Genomic DNA, 17,463 nt, shown 5'->3' with positions numbered 1-17,463 from the left:
AAAGTCACAGTATTTATAAACCAGGTCGAACACCCAGCGTATGGCAAATCGCGTAACTCATTTCAGCACGGTTAAGCGTATAGAAGTGGAAATCTTTCACTCCTTCACGGCTTAAAATCTTCACCATATCCATGGCGATATTCGCGCCCACCAGCTTGCGGGTTTCGGCATCATCATCAAGCCCGTCGAACATTTGTGCCATCCACGCCGGAATACGCACATTGGTCATGTCGGCAAATTTCTTCGCCTGTTTAAAGTTAGATACCGGCAAAATGCCCGGAATGATTTCCACATCAATGCCTGCCGATACGCAGCGGTCACGAAAACGCAGGTAGCTTTCGACATCAAAGAAGAACTGAGTAATCGCGCGGTTGGCTCCGGCATCGACTTTGCGTTTCAGGTTGAGCAAATCCGCCTGAGCGCTTTTTGCTTCCGGGTGAACCTCCGGATACGCCGCCACGGAGATATCGAAATCTGCCACTTCTTTTAACAGCGTCACCAGGTCAGAAGCATACATTTCCGGCTTACCGCTTCCCGGCGGCAGATCGCCACGCAGCGCCACGATATGACGAATACCGTTATTCCAGTAGTCACGTGCAATGGTGCGCAGCTCGTCGGGCGTCGCATCAATGCAAGTAAGATGCGGTGCCGCTTCCAGACCAGTGCGATCTTTAATGCCTTTAATAATGCTGTGCGTACGGTCACGCTCGCCGGAGTTTGCGCCATAGGTCACCGACACAAACTTCGGTTTCAGGTTGCTAAGGCGATCGATGGAGTTCCACAGGGTCTGCTCCATTTCACTGGTACGCGGCGGGAAAAACTCGAACGAAACGTTAATCTGCCCCTGGACTTCTGCCAGACTCTGATTCAGGGCATCCCGCTGGCTGGCGTGAAAAAAGCTCATACCTTACCTCATCAATCGCTTGTAGTTATATGTTGTGTTGTGAACATCTATCCATTTAGACGTCCAGATGTAAAGATGAAGGAAAAGCCGAGGGGCGTCAACCGAAAAATGACCAATGATGGTGAGGAAAAATCAGGGAAGTTGAAAAAAACTCATCTTAATTAGAGGCGATAAAAGATTTCTCTATAGCGCAATCCACCTCGCACGTTTTGACTGATATTCTGACAACACAGCGACACCTGGGCTTATTCGAAAAACAACGTCCTGCCACCGGATGGTGATGCTAAGGCATCTGATTCGGCCTGCGCCCTCGCGTAGGCCGAATACTGGATCTGCAAAATCAACGGGTAACAAACAGATGAATCAACTCAATACGTACTTTTACTTGATATCTTTCACGCGCATACCGTTGATCTGTTCATCCGTGATGGTGTTACCCGCTTTGAAGTAATCAACCACGGCGTGATAAACGTAATAACCGCCCGTTGTGTTACGCGCTTTCCCTTCGGTAAAGGCGGTAAAACCATCTCCACCATCAGCAAGGAAACTCTGGGTGGCAATAGAATAAACTGTCGCATCTTCAATGGGTTTGCCATTCAGAGTCAGTGTGATTACCCGCTGACCAACCGGTTTGCTGCTGTCGTACTTCATTTCCAGGCCTTTCGATACCTGTAAAACGCCATTACTTAAACTTGCGCCGTGTTCCATCAAACTGCGTAATTGTTTACCCGTGAGTTCCATCGTCACCAGTTCGTTGGGGAACGGGAAGGTACTGATGACGCCGCCCATCGTAATCGCCCCTGCGGGGATCTCATTGCGAATGCCGCCAGAGTTGGTTAACGCCAATTGGGTGTTTTTACCCGCCGCTACCAGTAAAGCATCAGCCGCCAGGTTCCCGAGGGAAGCCGATTCACCATAGGCACGTTTTAATTCAACCGGCGATTGCGCGACCGTTTGTTGCACCACTTCATCAAGCTTTTTATTCCAGCCGTCGATCACCTGTTTTGTTTGCGGATCGGGCTTCCACTCGTCGGCGTAAATGGTTTTAAGCTCGAAGTTTTTCACCGTAAAATCATGCGGCTTCTCTTTGTAGTCCAGTACCAGTTTACCGACATCAATCCCACCGCTGTCAGTGGAGAGGATGAGCGTATTGCCGACTTTAATCGGTTCCGGCGTACCCACATGTGCATGCCCGGTGATCAAAATATCCAGCCCTTTCACCTGACTTGCCGTCTGAATATCTTTATCCAGTGCGCGGCGCACATCTGTGCCCCCCATACTGGACTGGCGGGCCGGAACACCTTCGTGAATCAGCGCAACGGTCAAATCAACCTTGCCTTTGAGTTCATCGATATAACGTTGTAGCCATTTAATTTCATCACGCGCCTCAATACCCACTCGCGTTGCCGCAGATACCGTATCATTAAAGGCAAATACACCGTGCAAACCAATCACGCCAATTTTCACGCCGTCTTTTTCAATGATGGTATAGGGCTTATCCCAGAATGATTTACTGCTGTTCTGATAAAAAACATTACCCTGCACAATCGGGAATTTTGCCTGACTCAACTGTAATAACGTATTGTCCCAGCCGTGATCAAATTCATGATTACCTATAGTGACCGCATCGAATGGCATGGTATTCATAATATCGATAATCGCCTTGCCTTTAGTCAGGCTGCTGATATACGGCCCGGTAAAATAGTCACCCGCATCAAAAAACCAGGTCGCTTTGTTTTTAGCTTTTTCTTGTTTAACAAGCGTAGTGATATTTGCCCAGCCGCCAATATCTCGTTTACCGTCAGCAATCCACGGCACTTTATAAGGCTCTACATGTGCATGGAGGTCGTTGGTATAAATGATGGTGACATCTTTGGCGCAAGCCCAAAACGGCAGTGTTAATGCGATACCCGCAGCAAGCATTTTAATTTTCATAAACAATCCCTTCCAGTGAGATAAAGGATTGCTACATTACGTTCTGAAAGGCTTTTTTATGTGAGAATACTCACATCCAGAGGCGATAACTGTAGGACAAAATCAACGACCTTATGAAATCGTTGGTGATATATGTCAAATCTGTTTGCGATTAATGTCTGTAAAACGTTCGGTTGTCGAAATTTGGGATTGGCCTCATCGGAAGATTACAGTTGGCCAGACTATAAACTGGGTTTTCCGGCACTGCACTGCCAGGCATGCGGAAGTTACCCCCCTTTGTTTGATGAACAACAATTTCGTGACTGGTTGTCAGTTCACATGACTGCGTGTGCCATAGAAACAGGGCATTTTTGTCCATCATGCTATTGTAAAGAAAAGATTTTTTATGGCCACAACCCGCAGGGAACACAACGCGTTCAATGCCGTTCATGCAAAAAAGTCTGGACTCCGAAACAGCAGCCAGCAAGAGAAATTACGTATCCCCAGTCCATTGAAACCGTTCAACTGTTCATGCCCTTTCAAGGAGCCAGCGCAGTACAAAAGCTCTATGTTTTAGTCAGTCTTGACGCCACTCGTGGCAACATCCTTCATCTCTCCACGAATTATACGCAACATCAGACAGGAGACAGTCTGCGGTACAGTTACAGAGGCAATACAGAACCAACTGAGCACCATAGCGATATTGTGCAGAGGGTAGATATGCGTGAAGCGCAATTCTTGCGCCGGAGCCAGTTCGATGAAATTCAGTATGGCAGTGCTGTGCTCAAGCGCAATGGCAAGGGAGCCATACTACGCCCGGTTATCACGGCACACGGGCATTTCAGAATACTGAAAATCCGCTTTCCACATGTCAAAACGCATATCATTTCACACGAATGTTTTCTGAGAGGCGCAATTATTACAGCCTGGGCAGATCAGTTCCGCCAACAACAAGGCGAACTTTGGTTCGTAGAAGAAGAAATCAGCGACCGTAACGCTGATATTCCCTGGCATTTTCAGGGAACGACATACCATGGTTGGTGGCAAAATCAGTGGCAACGCTGGGGGCAGGGGAATAACAGCAAGATGGTCTGCCTGCTCACAGGAGTCTCCTTAGAAAGGGGCGCAAATGTTTCTCTGGCAACCAGTCGTTGCTTTATCACATGGCTGACAGACCAACACGACTTTACCCAAAGCGCGTTATTATCCGCAGGTCGCGTAACGAAAATGCTGACCTCACTGGCGTTAAAATACAATGAATCGCTCACTCCATCTTGTTAGTCAATACACTCGACAAACGACCATAAATTAATGGGATCACTATTTCTCATTTAATTAAATATATGAATGTATGACTGAAAAATATAATCACAGTCAATGTTTAATTAATAACATTATTTGTTACTAAGATCACATAATACTTTCCTGACCTATGCTTACATAAAAATAAGACACGGTGTTCCTTTTATTTAAATAATTCAACCAATGTAACAACCCCTATCAAGGAGGGATGATGAGAACTGTATTTACGACTTTATCAGTCATATTCAGCGTGATGTTTTCTCACAGTATACTAGCTCAGGACGTTACTATTTATTATACGAATGATATTCACGCACATGTCAATCCGGCAAAAATTCCCGCTGTTGATAAGAACAGACTTGTAGGTGGTATGGCTAATATTGCAGGCATCGTTAATGAAGCGAAGAAAAAAAACAAAGATGTCTTTTTCTTTGATGCAGGCGACTATTTTACCGGTCCGTATATCAGTACCCTGACCAAAGGTGAAGCTATTATTGATATCATGAACACCATGCCCTTTGATGCGGTGTCCGTTGGTAATCACGAGTTCGATCACGGCGTGCCCAATATGGTATCTCAGTTATCAAAAGCAAAATTCCCCATTCTGCTGGGAAATATTTACTACACCGATACAAATAAACCAGTTTGGGATCATCCGTGGACCATTATCGAAAAAGATGGTTTAAAGATTGGTGTGATTGGATTGCATGGTGCATTCGCTTTCTATGATACAGTCGCGGCAAAAGCACGTGAAGGCGTAGAAGCCAGAGACGAAATTAAATATTTAAATAAAGCACTTGCAGAATTAAAAGGTAAAGTCGACATTACCGTTTTGCTAATTCACGAAGGTGTTCCGGCGCGTCAATCAAGCTTTGGTAGTAAAGATGTGGAGCGGCTACTACAGGCAGATATTGAGACAGCTAAAAAAGTGAATGGTGTTGATGTCTTAATTACCGGTCACGCACATGTCGGAACACCGCAACCAATAAAAGTTAATAACACATTAATTGTATCTACCGATGCATACGGCACCGACATCGGAAAACTTGTGCTTGATTACAATCCGAAAACAAAGAAAATTGATAGTTATAATGGTGAGTTAATCACCATCTTTGCAGATCAATTTAAACCTGACACCATCGTTCAAAATACTATCGATAAATGGAGCGTAAAACTTAACAAAATAACACAGGAAGTTGTCGGCCATTCTCCCGTAGTTTTAACACGTGAGTATGGCAGTTCTTCTTCTACCGGTAATCTTATTCTGGATGCAATGATGGAAAAAACACCTGATGCCATTGCCGGATTTCAAAATAGCGGTGGGATGCGAGCTGATTTTCCTAAAGGTGATATCACACTGGGAGATGTTATTAGCACATTCCCCTTTAATAATGACCTCATCGAGATGGATTTGACGGGCCGCGATCTCAAATCGTTGATGACGCATGCAACCAATCTAACTAACGGTGTGTTACAGGTTTCAAAAAGCGTTGCGGTTGTCTATGACAGCAAAAAACCACTCAACCAACGGTTAATCTCTTTCACCATTAACGGCAAACCCGTGGAAGATAATCAAACATATCGTATTGCCACGCACTCCTTTTGTGCCAGTGGTGGTGACGGTTTTGAAGCATTTTTGAATGGAAAAAATGTGAAGACGATACCGGGAACAACCTCGGCGGAATCTATCATCGATTATTTCAAAAATCATAAACCTGTCACCCCAGACTTAACTAAACGAGTCATGGACGTCGCCAAATAAAATATCATTTATCAGTCTATATATTTAACAAGGAATGCGAATGAAAACAGTGCAGCGTACTTTACTTGCCGCAACATTGCTGACTATTTTTTCGGTCTCAGTCATGGCGCAGGATGTCACGATTATTTATACAAATGATCTTCACGCTCATGTGGATTCTTATAAAGTGCCGTATATCGCAGACGGAAAACGCGACATTGGCGGCTTTGCCAATATATCTACTTTAGTAAAACAAGAGAAAGCGAAAAATAAAGCCACCTTTTATTTTGATGCTGGAGACTATTTCACCGGCCCTTATATCAGCAGTCTGACAAAGGGCGAAGCAATAATTGACATTATGAATACCATGCCTTTTGACGCAGTATCAATCGGTAATCATGAGTTTGACCATGGCTGGGATAATGCCCTGCGACAATTAAGCAAAGCGAATTTTCCTGTTTTATTGGGCAATGTTTATCATAAAGAGAGTGAGAACCCCTTCTGGAACAAGCCCTACACCATCCTGGAAAAAGATGGCATCAAGATTGGTATTATTGGGCTACACGGCGTATTTGCATTTAATGATACGGTCTCGGAGCTCTCTCTCCAGGGACTCGATAATGACAATAATAACCGCTTTGATAAATCTTCCGAGACCCTTAAGAATCAGGGGATTGAAGCACGTGATGAAGTGAAGTATTTGCAGCATTATATCGACGAGTTACGTGATAAGGTTGACCTCACTGTGGCGCTGGTTCATGAAGGCGTTCCGGCGCGTCAGTCCAGCATTGGCAATACAGATGTTAGACGCGCTCTTGATAAAGATATTCAAACCGCTAGCAAGGTGAAAGGATTGGATATTCTGATTACCGGGCATGCCCACGTCGGAACGCCAGAACCAATCAAAGTCGGCAACACCTTAATCCTTTCGACTGATAGTGGCGGTATCGATATTGGTAAATTAGTCCTTGATGTCAACCCTACAGCTCGTACCCATAAAATGAAGAGCTTTGAGCTGAAAACAGTTTATGCCGATGAATGGATACCCGATCCAACGACACAAAAAGTTATCAATGGCTGGAATAAAAAACTGGCGGATATTGTACGCCAACCAGTAGGTGAATCATCGATTGCATTAACTCGCGCCTATGGTGAGTCATCGCAACTAGGCAACCTGTTTACCGATGCAATGCTTGTCGCTGCTCCGACTGCACAGATTGCATTGATAAACTCCGGCAGCTTACGTGCGGATATAAATGCAGGCACGATTACCTTTGGCGACATTACCAGTACATTCCCCTTCAAGAATGAACTTACTGAAATGGATCTCAGCGGTAAGGATCTGCGTAACCTACTGGAACACGGGGCATCGCTTACCAATGGCATCCTGCAAATGTCAAAAGGCGCAGAAATGCGCTATACCCCGCAGAAACCAGTAGGTCAGCGCATAGTATCTTTTAAAATTAATGGTGAAGAGATCGTTGATACGAATATTTACCATGTTGCAACAACGACTTTCCTTGCACTGGGGGGCGATGGTTTTCTGGCATTCAAAGAAGGGAAAAATGTTCAGGTCCGCGCCGGAAATAACATGTCCGATGTCGTGATCGATTATTTGAAGAAAGGCCACAAGATTACGCCTGCACAGGTAAATGAAATGCGGGTGGACGTTAGCAAATAATAAAAAAATTATAATGCCATTCATTCACTGAATGGCATTATTTTTCTCTAAATCAACAATAGATAATGAGATATATTTATGTGTATAAAAAAGCACGGGATAGCGTTATCGATTCTATTAATACCTTGCATTGGAAACGCTCAGGAAATTAAAAGTGAGGAAGGCTGGTTACATCAAAGCTTGAATGTCATTGGTCGCACAGACTCTCGCTTTGGCCCAAGGCTGACTAACGACCTCTACCCTGAATATACTGTAGCAGGAAGAAAAGACTGGTTTGATTTTTATGGTTATGTTGATCTACCAAAATTCTTTGGCGTCGGCAGTCACTATGATGTTGGGATCTGGGATGAGGGCTCACCCCTATTTACGGAAATAGAACCTCGGTTTTCCATTGACAAATTGACCGGATTAAATCTTGCGTTCGGCCCTTTTAAAGAATGGTTCATTGCAAACAACTATGTCTATGATATGGGTGACAACCAGTCATCCCGGCAAAGTACATGGTATATGGGGCTTGGTACAGATATCGACACGGGTCTACCAATTAAGCTTTCTGCCAATATATACGCCAAGTATCAGTGGCAAAACTATGGTGCCGCTAATGAAAATGAATGGGACGGATATCGATTCAAAATAAAATATAGCATTCCTCTTACCCATTTATTCGGAGGGCGATTGGTATACAATAGTTTTACTAACTTTGATTTTGGCTCCGATCTTGCGGACAAATCACACAATAATAAACGAACCAGTAATGCTATTGCTTCAAGCCATATCCTTTCCCTGCTATATGAACACTGGAAATTTGCATTTACACTACGTTATTTTCACAACGGTGGACAATGGAATGCTGGGGAGAAAGTTAACTTCGGAGATGGTCCATTTGAATTAAAAAACACAGGATGGGGAACCTATACTACTATTGGTTATCAATTTTAAATCAGGTGATGTTTTAGATATTTTTACTTAATGCCATTTTGTAATTGTCATAAATAACTTCACCATTCACACTGTGAATTCATCGCTCAACACAAAAGCCCCCTTATTACCGGGGCACTGACCAAAGGCAAAATGACAATCAATCACCACCTCCGCAGGAGGTGGTTTAGAGGTGACAACAAAAGCTGGCAACTGCCAGCTTTTGTTCAATAATCACTACAACAACTGCGCCAGACGGTTAATATCCGACTGAATCGCCCCGGCGGTGACGTCGCGCCCTGCACCTGGCCCGCGGATCACCAGCGGGTTGTCGCGATACCAGCGGCTTTCGATGGCAAAGACGTTATCGCACGGTAGTAGTGATGCCAGCGGATGGTCTTCTCGCACCGCTTCCACGCCTACTCGCGCTTTGCCGTTGGCATCGAAACGCGCCACGTAGCGCAACACCAGCCCCATTTCACGGGCCGCTTCCAACCGTTGTACCATCTGCTCATTAAGTTCATCGCCATTTTCAAAGAAATGGTCGATGCTTCCACCTTCGCAATGGGTTGGCACCAGTGATTCAACACGCACCTGGTCCGGTTCAATGTTGTAACCCGCTTCACGCGCCAGAATCACCAGCTTGCGCATCACGTCTTTGCCGGAGAGGTCATCACGCGGGTCAGGTTCAGTTAAGCCCTGCTGCCACGCCTGATCCACCAGCTCGGTAAACGGCACGCTACCGTCGAATTGCAGGAACAGCCAGGAGAGTGTGCCGGAGAAGATCCCGCTGATCGACAAAATAGTGTCGCCGCTGTCGATCAGATCGCGCACGGTGTGGTTGATCGGCAAACCTGCGCCGACGGTGGCGTTGTACAGCCAGTGACGCCCGGTTTTTTCGAAGGCGTCGTGGATCTGGCGATATTTATTGCTGTCGCTCGCTCCTGCCAGTTTGTTGGCACTGATGACGTGGAAACCGTGGCTGGCGAAATCAAGATACTGGTCGGCAAGCTGCTGGCTGGCGGTAACGTCCAGCACCACTAAATCATCATACGGATGGGCGCGCATCCACAGGAACAGCGACTCTTCATCCTGCTCGACCGCTTCATCGTTGAAGAAGGCTAACGCGCGGCTGGCGTCCAGCCCGTCATAGCTCAACAGGCTGCGGCGGCTGTCCACCACGCCTGCCAGCACAAATTCAAAGCCGGTACGCGCCGAAAGCGTGCTCTGCTCACGGGCGAACAGTTCCAGCCAGCGGGAACCGATATTGCCCTTGCCGAACAGTACCAGGCCGATGCGTTTTTCTGCGCGGAAGACGGACTGATGCAGCCCCTGAATCAGGCTTTCGGTCGGGCCGGTGCGCAGTACTGCCACCAGGCTGATGCCGTCATCCGACTGCCAGGTAAATTCGACCGGCTGGCCTTTCAGTTGCTGCCAGAAGCGGTGGCAATGCAGCGGGTTACGGGTTACGCCCGCCCCAACCATCGCCACCAGCGCCAGCCCCTGACGCAGGCGCAGTTCGCCAGGTAATCCCGCTTCGTCGAGGATTTTCAGCGCACTGTCGGCCACTTCTGAGGTGTAGCAAAATTGCAGCAACTGGCGATCATTATGTACGCCAACCGCCAGTGGGCGCACCTGAGCACGTTTCAGGATCTGGTCGATCTCTTTATGCGCCAGTTTGAAATCCTGGCTGGTGGGCACCTGAAACTCAATCAAGCAGACATCATCGTGGCTGGTGACAATACGCGCGCCAGTACCGGAAGCCAGCACGCGTTCAATGCGCGTGGAACCTTGATCCGGCGTGTAGCTACAGCGCAGTTGCAGGTCGATTTCGCTGCCAGAAACCGGCTGTAAAGTACGGGCGTGAAGAACGGGAGCCGCCAGACGCGCCAGTTCGCTGGCTTCATCAAGACGCAGCAACGGCAGCAGGCAGGCATCTTTCACTTTACGCGGGTCGGCGCTGTATACCCCGGCGACGTCGCTCCAGATGGTTACGCGAGAAACACCCGCCAGCGCACCGATTTGTGTCGCGGAATAGTCGGAACCGTTACGCCCCAGCAGCACCGTTTCACCGGCGTTGTTACGGCTGATAAACCCGGTCACCACCAGACGTTTGCCCGGATGTTGTACCAGTAGCTGTTGCAGCAACGGGTAAGAAAGTCCTTCATCAACCTGCGGTTGCGCAGCGCGTTCAGCGCGTAAAAACTCGCGGGCATCAAGCCAGGCCGCTGGCAGCCCTTGTTGATTAAGCACCGCAGACATCAGGCGCGCCGACCACACTTCACCGTGGCCCACCACTTCCGCATACACCGCATCGTTAACACCGCTGTCGAGCAACGCCGCCAGGCGTTCCAGATCGCTGACAAAAGCGCTAATGAGGTTATCGGCTTCTTCGGCGGGTAGCAGGCCGCTAATCAGATCGCACTGATAGCGACGCAGCGTTTGTTGAACCTGATGCGCAGAGAGACGATCGGTCTGGCTTAGTTTCAACCAGTTAATCAACTGGTTAGTGGTGCTACCGGCAGCGGAAACCACCATCATATCGTCGGACTGAGAGTACTCCGCCATAATGCCCGCGACACGCAAATAACACTTCACATCAGCCAGACTACTGCCACCAAATTTATGCAGTTGACGACCTTTCGCCCCTGCCTGCGCAATCACACTCATTTTTACCCCTTGTTTGCAGCCCGGAAGCCATTTTCCAGGTCGGCAATTAAATCTTCGCCATCTTCAATACCGGTGGAGATACGCAGCAGCGTCTCGGAGATCCCGGCGGCAGCACGCGCTTCTGGTGCCATGCCTGCATGTGTCATGGTTGCGGCGTGAGAGATTAAACTTTCCACTCCCCCTAATGATTCCGCCAGCGTAAACAACGACAGCCCACCCAGGAAACGACGCAGCGTCTGCTCATCGCCATCCAGTTCAAAACTCAACATTGCGCCAAAGCCTTTTTGCTGGCGCGCGGCAATTTCATGCCCCTGATTTTCCGGCAGCGACGGGTGATACAGTTTTTTCACCAACGGCTGGGTTTGCAGATATTTCACAATCGCCTGCGCGTTGCGCTGCGCCAGCTCCATACGCGGCACCAGCGTTCGCAACCCGCGTAGCAGCAGATAGCTGTCAAACGCGCCACCCGTCACGCCAATATTGTTTGCCCACCAGGCAAGTTCAGTGACAACGTCCGGGTCTTTAGCAATCACCACGCCAGCCACCACGTCTGAGTGACCGTTCAGATATTTCGTGCATGAATGCAACACCAGATCGGCACCTAATGCCAGCGGATTTTGTAATGCCGGGCTTAAGAAGGTGTTATCCACCACGCTCACCGCCCCGGCTTCCCTTGCCAGATGGCAGATTTTCGCAATATCCACGACGCGTAACAATGGATTACTTGGGCTTTCTACCAGTACCAGTTTGGGGTTTTCTGCCAGCGCTGCCCGTAATGCCTGTTCATCGCCTTGATCAACAAACAACACGCGATAGCAACCGCGTTTTGCCAGACTGTCGAACAGGCGATAGCTACCTCCGTAGCAGTCGTGTGGCGCAACCAGCAGATCGCCAGGTTTCAAAAAGACGGTAGTGACCAGGTGAATCGCGGACATGCCGGTATTAGTAAGTACGGCACCGGCACCGCCTTCCAGTTCTGCCAGCGCACGCTGAACCACATCGCGCGTTGGGTTGCCACGACGCGAGTAATCATGCGCGCGCGGTTCATTAAATCCGGTAAAGTTATAGGTGCTGGAAAGATGGATGGGAGGGACAACGCAACCATACTGTTCGTCGTCATTTAACCCGCTACGCACTGCGATGGTGGCCTGTTTACGCGTCATGTGATGAAGTTCCCTGGGCTTGGTCGGTGAAATGTCAGGCACCAGAGTAAACATTGTGTTAATGGACGTCAATACATCTGGACATCTAAACTTCTTTGCGTATAGATTGAGCAAATCCCAAATAGCCGTTAAAATTATATGCATTATCACGCCGACAGGTGCATTACACGATGTCACGGTAGCGCCTGTACGGTAAACTATGCGGGTTTACGGTCAGTACCCACATTAACTGTGTGGTCTGGTCTCAATTTATTGACGAAGAGGATTAAGTATCTCATGGCTGAATGGAGCGGCGAATATATCAGCCCATACGCTGAGCACGGCAAGAAGAGTGAACAAGTCAAAAAGATTACGGTTTCCATTCCTCTTAAGGTGTTAAAAATCCTCACCGATGAACGCACGCGTCGTCAGGTGAACAACCTGCGTCACGCGACCAACAGCGAGCTGCTGTGCGAAGCGTTTCTGCATGCCTTTACCGGGCAACCTTTGCCGGATGATGCCGACCTGCGTAAAGAGCGCAGCGACGAAATCCCGGAAGCGGCAAAAGAGATCATGCGTGAGATGGGGATTAACCCGGAGACGTGGGAATACTAAAGCGGAAAAGAGCGGCGCGGAGTTAACCAGCCGCTTTTTTCATACATGGACGTTTAACGATGAAAATCAGGCTACTGATCCTCAGCCTGCTGGTTTCTGTGCCTGCCTTTGCCTGGCAGCCGCAAACTGGCGACATCATCTTTCAAATCTCTCGCTCATCGCAAAGTAAAGCGATCCAACTGGCGACCCATTCCGATTACAGCCACACCGGTATGCTGGTGATGCGTAACAAAAAGCCCTACGTTTTTGAAGCGGTCGGCCCGGTGAAATACACCCCGCTCAAGCAGTGGATTGCCCATGGTGAAAAGGGCAAATACGTTGTTCGCCGCGTTGAAGGCGGACTGAGTGTTGAACAACAGCAAAAACTGGCGCAAACGGCAAAACGTTATCTCGGCAAACCGTACGATTTCAGCTTCTCGTGGAGCGACGATCGCCAGTACTGTTCGGAAGTGGTGTGGAAGGTTTATCAGAATGCGCTGGGAATGCGCGTAGGCGAACAGCAGAAGTTGAAAGAGTTCGATCTCAGCAACCCGCTGGTCCAGGCGAAGCTCAAAGAACGCTACGGCAAAAATATTCCGCTTGAGGAAACGGTAGTTTCACCCCAAGCCGTTTTCGACGCGCCACAACTCACCACAGTCGCCAAAGAATGGCCGCTGTTTTCGTGGTAATACGACCAAAATTCAGGCACAAAAAAAGCGCCGTGCGGCGCTTTTTTCGGAAATCCGGTCTTATTTGCTGCCCGGGATGTTGAAACGCTTGTTGAAGCGGTCAACACGGCCACCGGTAGCAACATCACGCTGTTTGCCAGTGAAGAACGGGTGGCACTTGCTGCACACGTCGAGGTTCAGGTCATGACCAACGGTGGAGCGGATTTTCATTACGTTACCGCAAGAGCAGCTAGCAGTAATTTCTTCGTATTTCGGGTGAATATCTTTTTTCATGGGAAAACCTCGGTTTAAGGCCGCGTCGCTCTTCCAGCCCTAACGCCAGACACCACGCGATGTTAAAAGTATAGCTTCAATACGATCATTTCGTACGAAGGCGCGAAATCATACAGAAATTAACCAGCGTATGCAAACTGATCCGCACTCTTCTACGGCAATGTGTATACTAACCCACCGAATTTCAAGTCAGGATGATGCTATGCCCGTTGCCCACGTTGCCTTGCCCGTTCCGCTTCCTCGTACCTTTGACTATCTGCTGCCAGAAGGCATGACGGTTAAAGCCGGGTGTCGCGTGCGCGTGCCGTTTGGCAAACAGCAGGAGCGCATCGGGGTTGTGGTATCAGTGAGCGACGTCAGTGAGCTGCCGCTTAACGAGCTGAAAGCGGTAGTTGAAGTGCTGGATGTTGAGCCGGTATTTACTCACTCCGTCTGGCGATTACTGCTCTGGGCGGCAGATTACTATCATCATCCGATTGGCGATGTGCTGTTTCATGCCTTGCCGATTTTACTACGCCAGGGGCGGCCTGCGGCGAACGCGCCGATGTGGTACTGGTTTGCCACTGAACAAGGTCAGGCGGTGGATCTTAACAGCCTGAAACGCTCACCCAAGCAACAACAGGCACTGGCAGCGTTACGGCAAGGCAAAATCTGGCGTGATCAGGTTGCCACGCTCGAATTTAATGATGCCGCGTTGCAGGCGCTGCGCAAAAAAGGTCTGTGTGATTTAGCAAGTGAAACACCAGAGTTTAGCGACTGGCGCACGAACTATGCCGTTTCTGGTGAACGGTTGCGATTGAATACCGAACAGGCCACCGCCGTTGGCGCAATTCATAGCGCGGCGGATACCTTCTCTGCCTGGCTGCTGGCGGGCGTTACCGGTTCCGGTAAAACGGAGGTTTATCTCAGTGTACTGGAAAACGTGCTCGCTCAGGGCAAACAGGCGCTGGTGATGGTGCCGGAAATCGGCCTGACACCGCAAACTATCGCCCGTTTTCGTGAACGTTTTAATGCCCCCGTGGAAGTTCTGCATTCCGGCCTGAACGACAGCGAGCGTCTTTCGGCGTGGCTGAAAGCGAAAAATGGCGAGGCGGCGATTGTGATCGGCACCCGCTCCGCGCTGTTTACGCCGTTTAAAAATCTCGGCGTGATTGTCATTGATGAAGAGCACGACAGCTCCTACAAGCAGCAGGAAGGCTGGCGCTATCATGCCCGCGACCTGGCGGTGTATCGTGCGCACAGCGAGCAAATCCCGATTATTCTTGGCTCCGCAACGCCCGCGCTGGAAACGTTATGCAACGTCCAGCAGAAAAAATACCGCCTGCTGCGCCTGACCCGTCGGGCGGGCAATGCGCGCCCGGCAATTCAACATGTGCTGGATTTAAAAGGTCAGAAGGTGCAGGCTGGTCTGGCTCCGGCGTTAATCACCCGTATGCGCCAGCATTTACAGGCCGACAACCAGGTTATCCTCTTTCTTAACCGCCGTGGCTTTGCGCCTGCCTTGCTGTGCCACGACTGCGGCTGGATTGCCGAATGCCCACGTTGCGATCACTACTACACGCTGCATCAGGCGCAACAGCATTTGCGCTGTCACCACTGTGACAGCCAACGCCCGGTGCCGCGCCAGTGCCCTTCCTGCGGCTCCACGCACCTGGTACCCGTGGGGCTGGGCACCGAACAGCTTGAACAGACGCTCGCGCCAATGTTCCCTGGTGTGCCCATTTCTCGTATCGACCGCGATACCACCAGCCGCAAAGGCGCGCTGGAACAACAACTGGCGGAAGTGCATCGCGGCGGAGCGCGAATATTGATTGGCACGCAAATGCTGGCGAAAGGTCACCATTTCCCGGATGTGACGCTGGTGGCGTTACTGGATGTGGACGGCGCGCTGTTTTCTGCGGATTTTCGCTCGGCAGAGCGTTTTGCCCAACTTTATACCCAGGTGGCTGGCCGTGCCGGACGTGCGGGTAAACAGGGCGAAGTAGTGCTGCAAACGCACCATCCTGAACATCCGCTGTTGCAAACGTTGCTCTATAAAGGCTACGACGCCTTTGCCGAACAGGCGCTGGCTGAGCGGCGAATGATGCAACTGCCGCCATGGACCAGCCATGTGATTGTGCGTGCGGAAGATCATAACAATCAGCACGCGCCATTGTTCCTGCAACAACTGCGTAATCTCATCCTCTCCAGCCCGCTGGCAGACGAGAAACTCTGGGTTCTCGGCCCGGTTCCGGCGCTGGCCCCTAAACGTGGCGGTCGCTGGCGCTGGCAAATTTTGTTGCAGCACCCTTCCCGCGTGCGCTTACAGCACATCATCAATGGTACGCTGGCACTTATTAATACAATACCGGATTCCCGCAAGGTGAAATGGGTACTGGATGTTGATCCGATTGAGGGTTAAACCGCTCACGATGCGAGGCGGATCGAAAAATTCAATATTCATCACACTTTTCATGAAAATTCTGTAACCGTTTTCACGCGCTATCTGCTAAAAATGTTGCCGATGTGAAGTAAACATGGATGTAGTACGCCTGACGTGCCAGGCGAGGAGTGAGTGTGAAAGCGAAGAAGCAGGAAACTGCCGCGACCATGAAAGACGTTGCCCTCAAGGCAAAAGTCTCTACAGCGACTGTCTCCCGAGCATTAATGAATCCCGATAAAGTCTCCCAGGCCACCCGTAATCGGGTTGAAAAAGCGGCCCGGGAAGTGGGTTATTTACCGCAGCCTATGGGGCGCAACGTCAAGCGTAATGAATCCCGCACCATTCTGGTGATTGTCCCGGATATCTGCGACCCTTTCTTTAGCGAAATTATTCGCGGTATCGAAGTTACGGCGGCAAATCACGGATATCTGGTGCTGATTGGCGACTGTGCGCATCAAAATCAGCAGGAAAAAACCTTTATCGATTTGATCATCACCAAGCAAATTGATGGCATGTTGCTGCTGGGTTCAAGGCTGCCGTTTGATGCCAGCATTGAGGAACAGCGTAATCTGCCGCCGATGGTGATGGCGAACGAATTTGCACCGGAACTGGAGCTACCTACCGTTCATATCGACAATCTGACCGCCGCATTTGATGCAGTAAATTATTTATATGAGCAAGGGCATAAACGGATTGGCTGTATAGCCGGTCCCGAAGAGATGCCGCTGTGTCACTACCGCCTGCAAGGTTACGTTCAGGCGCTGCGTCGCTGCGGCATTATGGTTGATCCGCAATACATCGCCCGTGGCGACTTCACCTTCGAAGCCGGAAGCAAAGCAATGCAACAGCTGCTTGATCTTCCACAACCGCCTACTGCTGTCTTCTGCCATAGCGATGTGATGGCGCTCGGCGCACTTTCTCAGGCAAAACGTCAGGGGCTGAAAGTCCCGGAAGACCTTTCCATAATCGGTTTTGATAACATCGACCTGACGCAATTTTGTGATCCGCCGCTGACAACCATCGCGCAGCCGCGTTACGAAATCGGTCGGGAAGCTATGCTGTTATTGCTTGATCAAATGCAGGGGCAACACGTTGGCAGTGGCTCTCGTTTAATGGATTGCGAACTTATCATCCGGGGATCAACACGCGCGTTACCTTAAAGTAAACCTTTAAGACTGCCGTGACTGGTCAAAGGCCCGCCGCTTAAGTAACA

General features: G+C 49.5%; 12 protein-coding genes and 1 pseudogene. 8 read left to right on the top strand and 5 right to left on the bottom strand.

The window, feature by feature from the left end; translation table 11 throughout:
• Positions 1-13: 13 nt before the first annotated feature.
• Both metF and ACJHYW_RS19140 read right to left on the bottom strand, forming a co-directional pair.
• A complete protein-coding gene (gene metF, locus ACJHYW_RS19145; protein WP_000007512.1) occupies positions 14-904 on the bottom strand; it encodes a methylenetetrahydrofolate reductase in 891 nt (296 codons plus the stop codon).
• A gap of 381 nt (positions 905-1,285) precedes the next feature.
• Entirely contained in the window at positions 1,286-2,839 is a 1,554-nt protein-coding gene (locus ACJHYW_RS19140) for a bifunctional metallophosphatase/5'-nucleotidase (protein WP_000694759.1), read from the bottom strand.
• Positions 2,840-2,971: 132 nt separating this feature from the next.
• Here ACJHYW_RS19140 and ACJHYW_RS19135 point away from each other — a divergent pair, with 132 nt between their 5' ends.
• The 4 genes and pseudogenes from ACJHYW_RS19135 to ACJHYW_RS19120 form a co-directional block, all read left to right on the top strand.
• Positions 2,972-4,099 carry a hypothetical protein gene (locus ACJHYW_RS19135; protein ID WP_000067197.1) on the top strand — a complete coding sequence of 376 codons (1,128 nt, stop codon included), beginning with the start codon at positions 2,972-2,974 and terminating at the stop codon, positions 4,097-4,099.
• Positions 4,100-4,331: 232 nt separating this feature from the next.
• Positions 4,332-5,882, top strand: a complete 1,551-nt coding sequence (locus ACJHYW_RS19130; RefSeq protein ID WP_001261171.1) for a bifunctional metallophosphatase/5'-nucleotidase — start codon at positions 4,332-4,334, stop codon at positions 5,880-5,882.
• 40 nt (positions 5,883-5,922) lie between these two features.
• Positions 5,923-7,542, top strand: a complete 1,620-nt coding sequence (locus ACJHYW_RS19125) for a bifunctional metallophosphatase/5'-nucleotidase (RefSeq protein ID WP_001361700.1) — start codon at positions 5,923-5,925, stop codon at positions 7,540-7,542.
• A gap of 78 nt (positions 7,543-7,620) precedes the next feature.
• Positions 7,621-8,466, top strand: a pseudogene (locus ACJHYW_RS19120) (nucleoside-specific channel-forming protein Tsx); the annotation flags it as partial.
• 231 nt (positions 8,467-8,697) lie between these two features.
• Here the strand turns inward: ACJHYW_RS19120 and metL are convergent.
• Together metL and metB are read right to left on the bottom strand one after the other, a co-directional pair.
• The gene (gene metL / locus ACJHYW_RS19115) at positions 8,698-11,130 is read right to left on the bottom strand and encodes a bifunctional aspartate kinase/homoserine dehydrogenase II (protein ID WP_000110826.1); all 2,433 of its coding nucleotides are present in this window, start codon (positions 11,128-11,130) and stop codon (positions 8,698-8,700) included.
• Positions 11,131-11,132: 2 nt separating this feature from the next.
• A complete protein-coding gene (gene metB, locus ACJHYW_RS19110; RefSeq protein WP_001361701.1) occupies positions 11,133-12,293 on the bottom strand; it encodes a cystathionine gamma-synthase in 1,161 nt (386 codons plus the stop codon).
• Positions 12,294-12,569: 276 nt separating this feature from the next.
• On the opposite strand from metB, the gene metJ reads away from it, so the two are divergent.
• Together metJ and ACJHYW_RS19100 are read left to right on the top strand one after the other, a co-directional pair.
• Positions 12,570-12,887 (top strand): met regulon transcriptional regulator MetJ, encoded by a 318-nt coding sequence (gene metJ / locus ACJHYW_RS19105; RefSeq protein ID WP_000852812.1) that lies wholly within the window; start codon positions 12,570-12,572, stop codon positions 12,885-12,887.
• 59 nt (positions 12,888-12,946) lie between these two features.
• Positions 12,947-13,555 (top strand): YiiX family permuted papain-like enzyme, encoded by a 609-nt coding sequence (locus ACJHYW_RS19100; RefSeq protein ID WP_000702307.1) that lies wholly within the window; start codon positions 12,947-12,949, stop codon positions 13,553-13,555.
• Positions 13,556-13,615: 60 nt separating this feature from the next.
• Here ACJHYW_RS19100 and rpmE read toward each other — a convergent pair whose 3' ends face one another.
• On the bottom strand, positions 13,616-13,828 hold the full coding sequence (gene rpmE / locus ACJHYW_RS19095; protein WP_000710769.1) for a 50S ribosomal protein L31: 213 nt from the start codon (positions 13,826-13,828) through the stop codon (positions 13,616-13,618).
• Positions 13,829-14,030: 202 nt separating this feature from the next.
• Here rpmE and priA point away from each other — a divergent pair, with 202 nt between their 5' ends.
• Together priA and cytR are read left to right on the top strand one after the other, a co-directional pair.
• The gene (gene priA, locus ACJHYW_RS19090) at positions 14,031-16,229 is read left to right on the top strand and encodes a primosomal protein N' (protein ID WP_001361702.1); all 2,199 of its coding nucleotides are present in this window, start codon (positions 14,031-14,033) and stop codon (positions 16,227-16,229) included.
• Between the two features lie 155 nt (positions 16,230-16,384).
• Complete coding sequence (cytR, locus tag ACJHYW_RS19085) at positions 16,385-17,410, top strand: DNA-binding transcriptional regulator CytR (RefSeq protein ID WP_000644904.1); 1,026 nt, start codon at positions 16,385-16,387, stop codon at positions 17,408-17,410.
• Positions 17,411-17,463 lie beyond the last annotated feature (53 nt).

Source organism: Escherichia sp. WS3063, from assembly GCF_046486595.1.
GTDB classification, from domain to species: domain Bacteria; phylum Pseudomonadota; class Gammaproteobacteria; order Enterobacterales; family Enterobacteriaceae; genus Escherichia; species Escherichia coli.
Note: the sequence above shows the minus strand (reverse complement) of the source record. Positions and strands in the feature narration are given on the sequence as shown.

What these genes read in the sequence shown, in the direction of transcription:
- metB (WP_001361701.1), bottom strand. Translation starts at nt 12,293, where the DNA reads ATGACGCGTAAACAGGCCACCATCGCAGTGCGTAGCGGGTTAAATGAC.
- ACJHYW_RS19100 (WP_000702307.1), top strand. Translation starts at nt 12,947, where the DNA reads ATGAAAATCAGGCTACTGATCCTCAGCCTGCTGGTTTCTGTGCCTGCC.
- ACJHYW_RS19140 (WP_000694759.1), bottom strand. Translation starts at nt 2,839, where the DNA reads ATGAAAATTAAAATGCTTGCTGCGGGTATCGCATTAACACTGCCGTTT.
- ACJHYW_RS19135 (WP_000067197.1), top strand. Translation starts at nt 2,972, where the DNA reads ATGTCAAATCTGTTTGCGATTAATGTCTGTAAAACGTTCGGTTGTCGA.
- metF (WP_000007512.1), bottom strand. Translation starts at nt 904, where the DNA reads ATGAGCTTTTTTCACGCCAGCCAGCGGGATGCCCTGAATCAGAGTCTG.
- ACJHYW_RS19125 (WP_001361700.1), top strand. Translation starts at nt 5,923, where the DNA reads ATGAAAACAGTGCAGCGTACTTTACTTGCCGCAACATTGCTGACTATT.
- metL (WP_000110826.1), bottom strand. Translation starts at nt 11,130, where the DNA reads ATGAGTGTGATTGCGCAGGCAGGGGCGAAAGGTCGTCAACTGCATAAA.
- metJ (WP_000852812.1), top strand. Translation starts at nt 12,570, where the DNA reads ATGGCTGAATGGAGCGGCGAATATATCAGCCCATACGCTGAGCACGGC.
- ACJHYW_RS19130 (WP_001261171.1), top strand. Translation starts at nt 4,332, where the DNA reads ATGAGAACTGTATTTACGACTTTATCAGTCATATTCAGCGTGATGTTT.
- rpmE (WP_000710769.1), bottom strand. Translation starts at nt 13,828, where the DNA reads ATGAAAAAAGATATTCACCCGAAATACGAAGAAATTACTGCTAGCTGC.
- priA (WP_001361702.1), top strand. Translation starts at nt 14,031, where the DNA reads ATGCCCGTTGCCCACGTTGCCTTGCCCGTTCCGCTTCCTCGTACCTTT.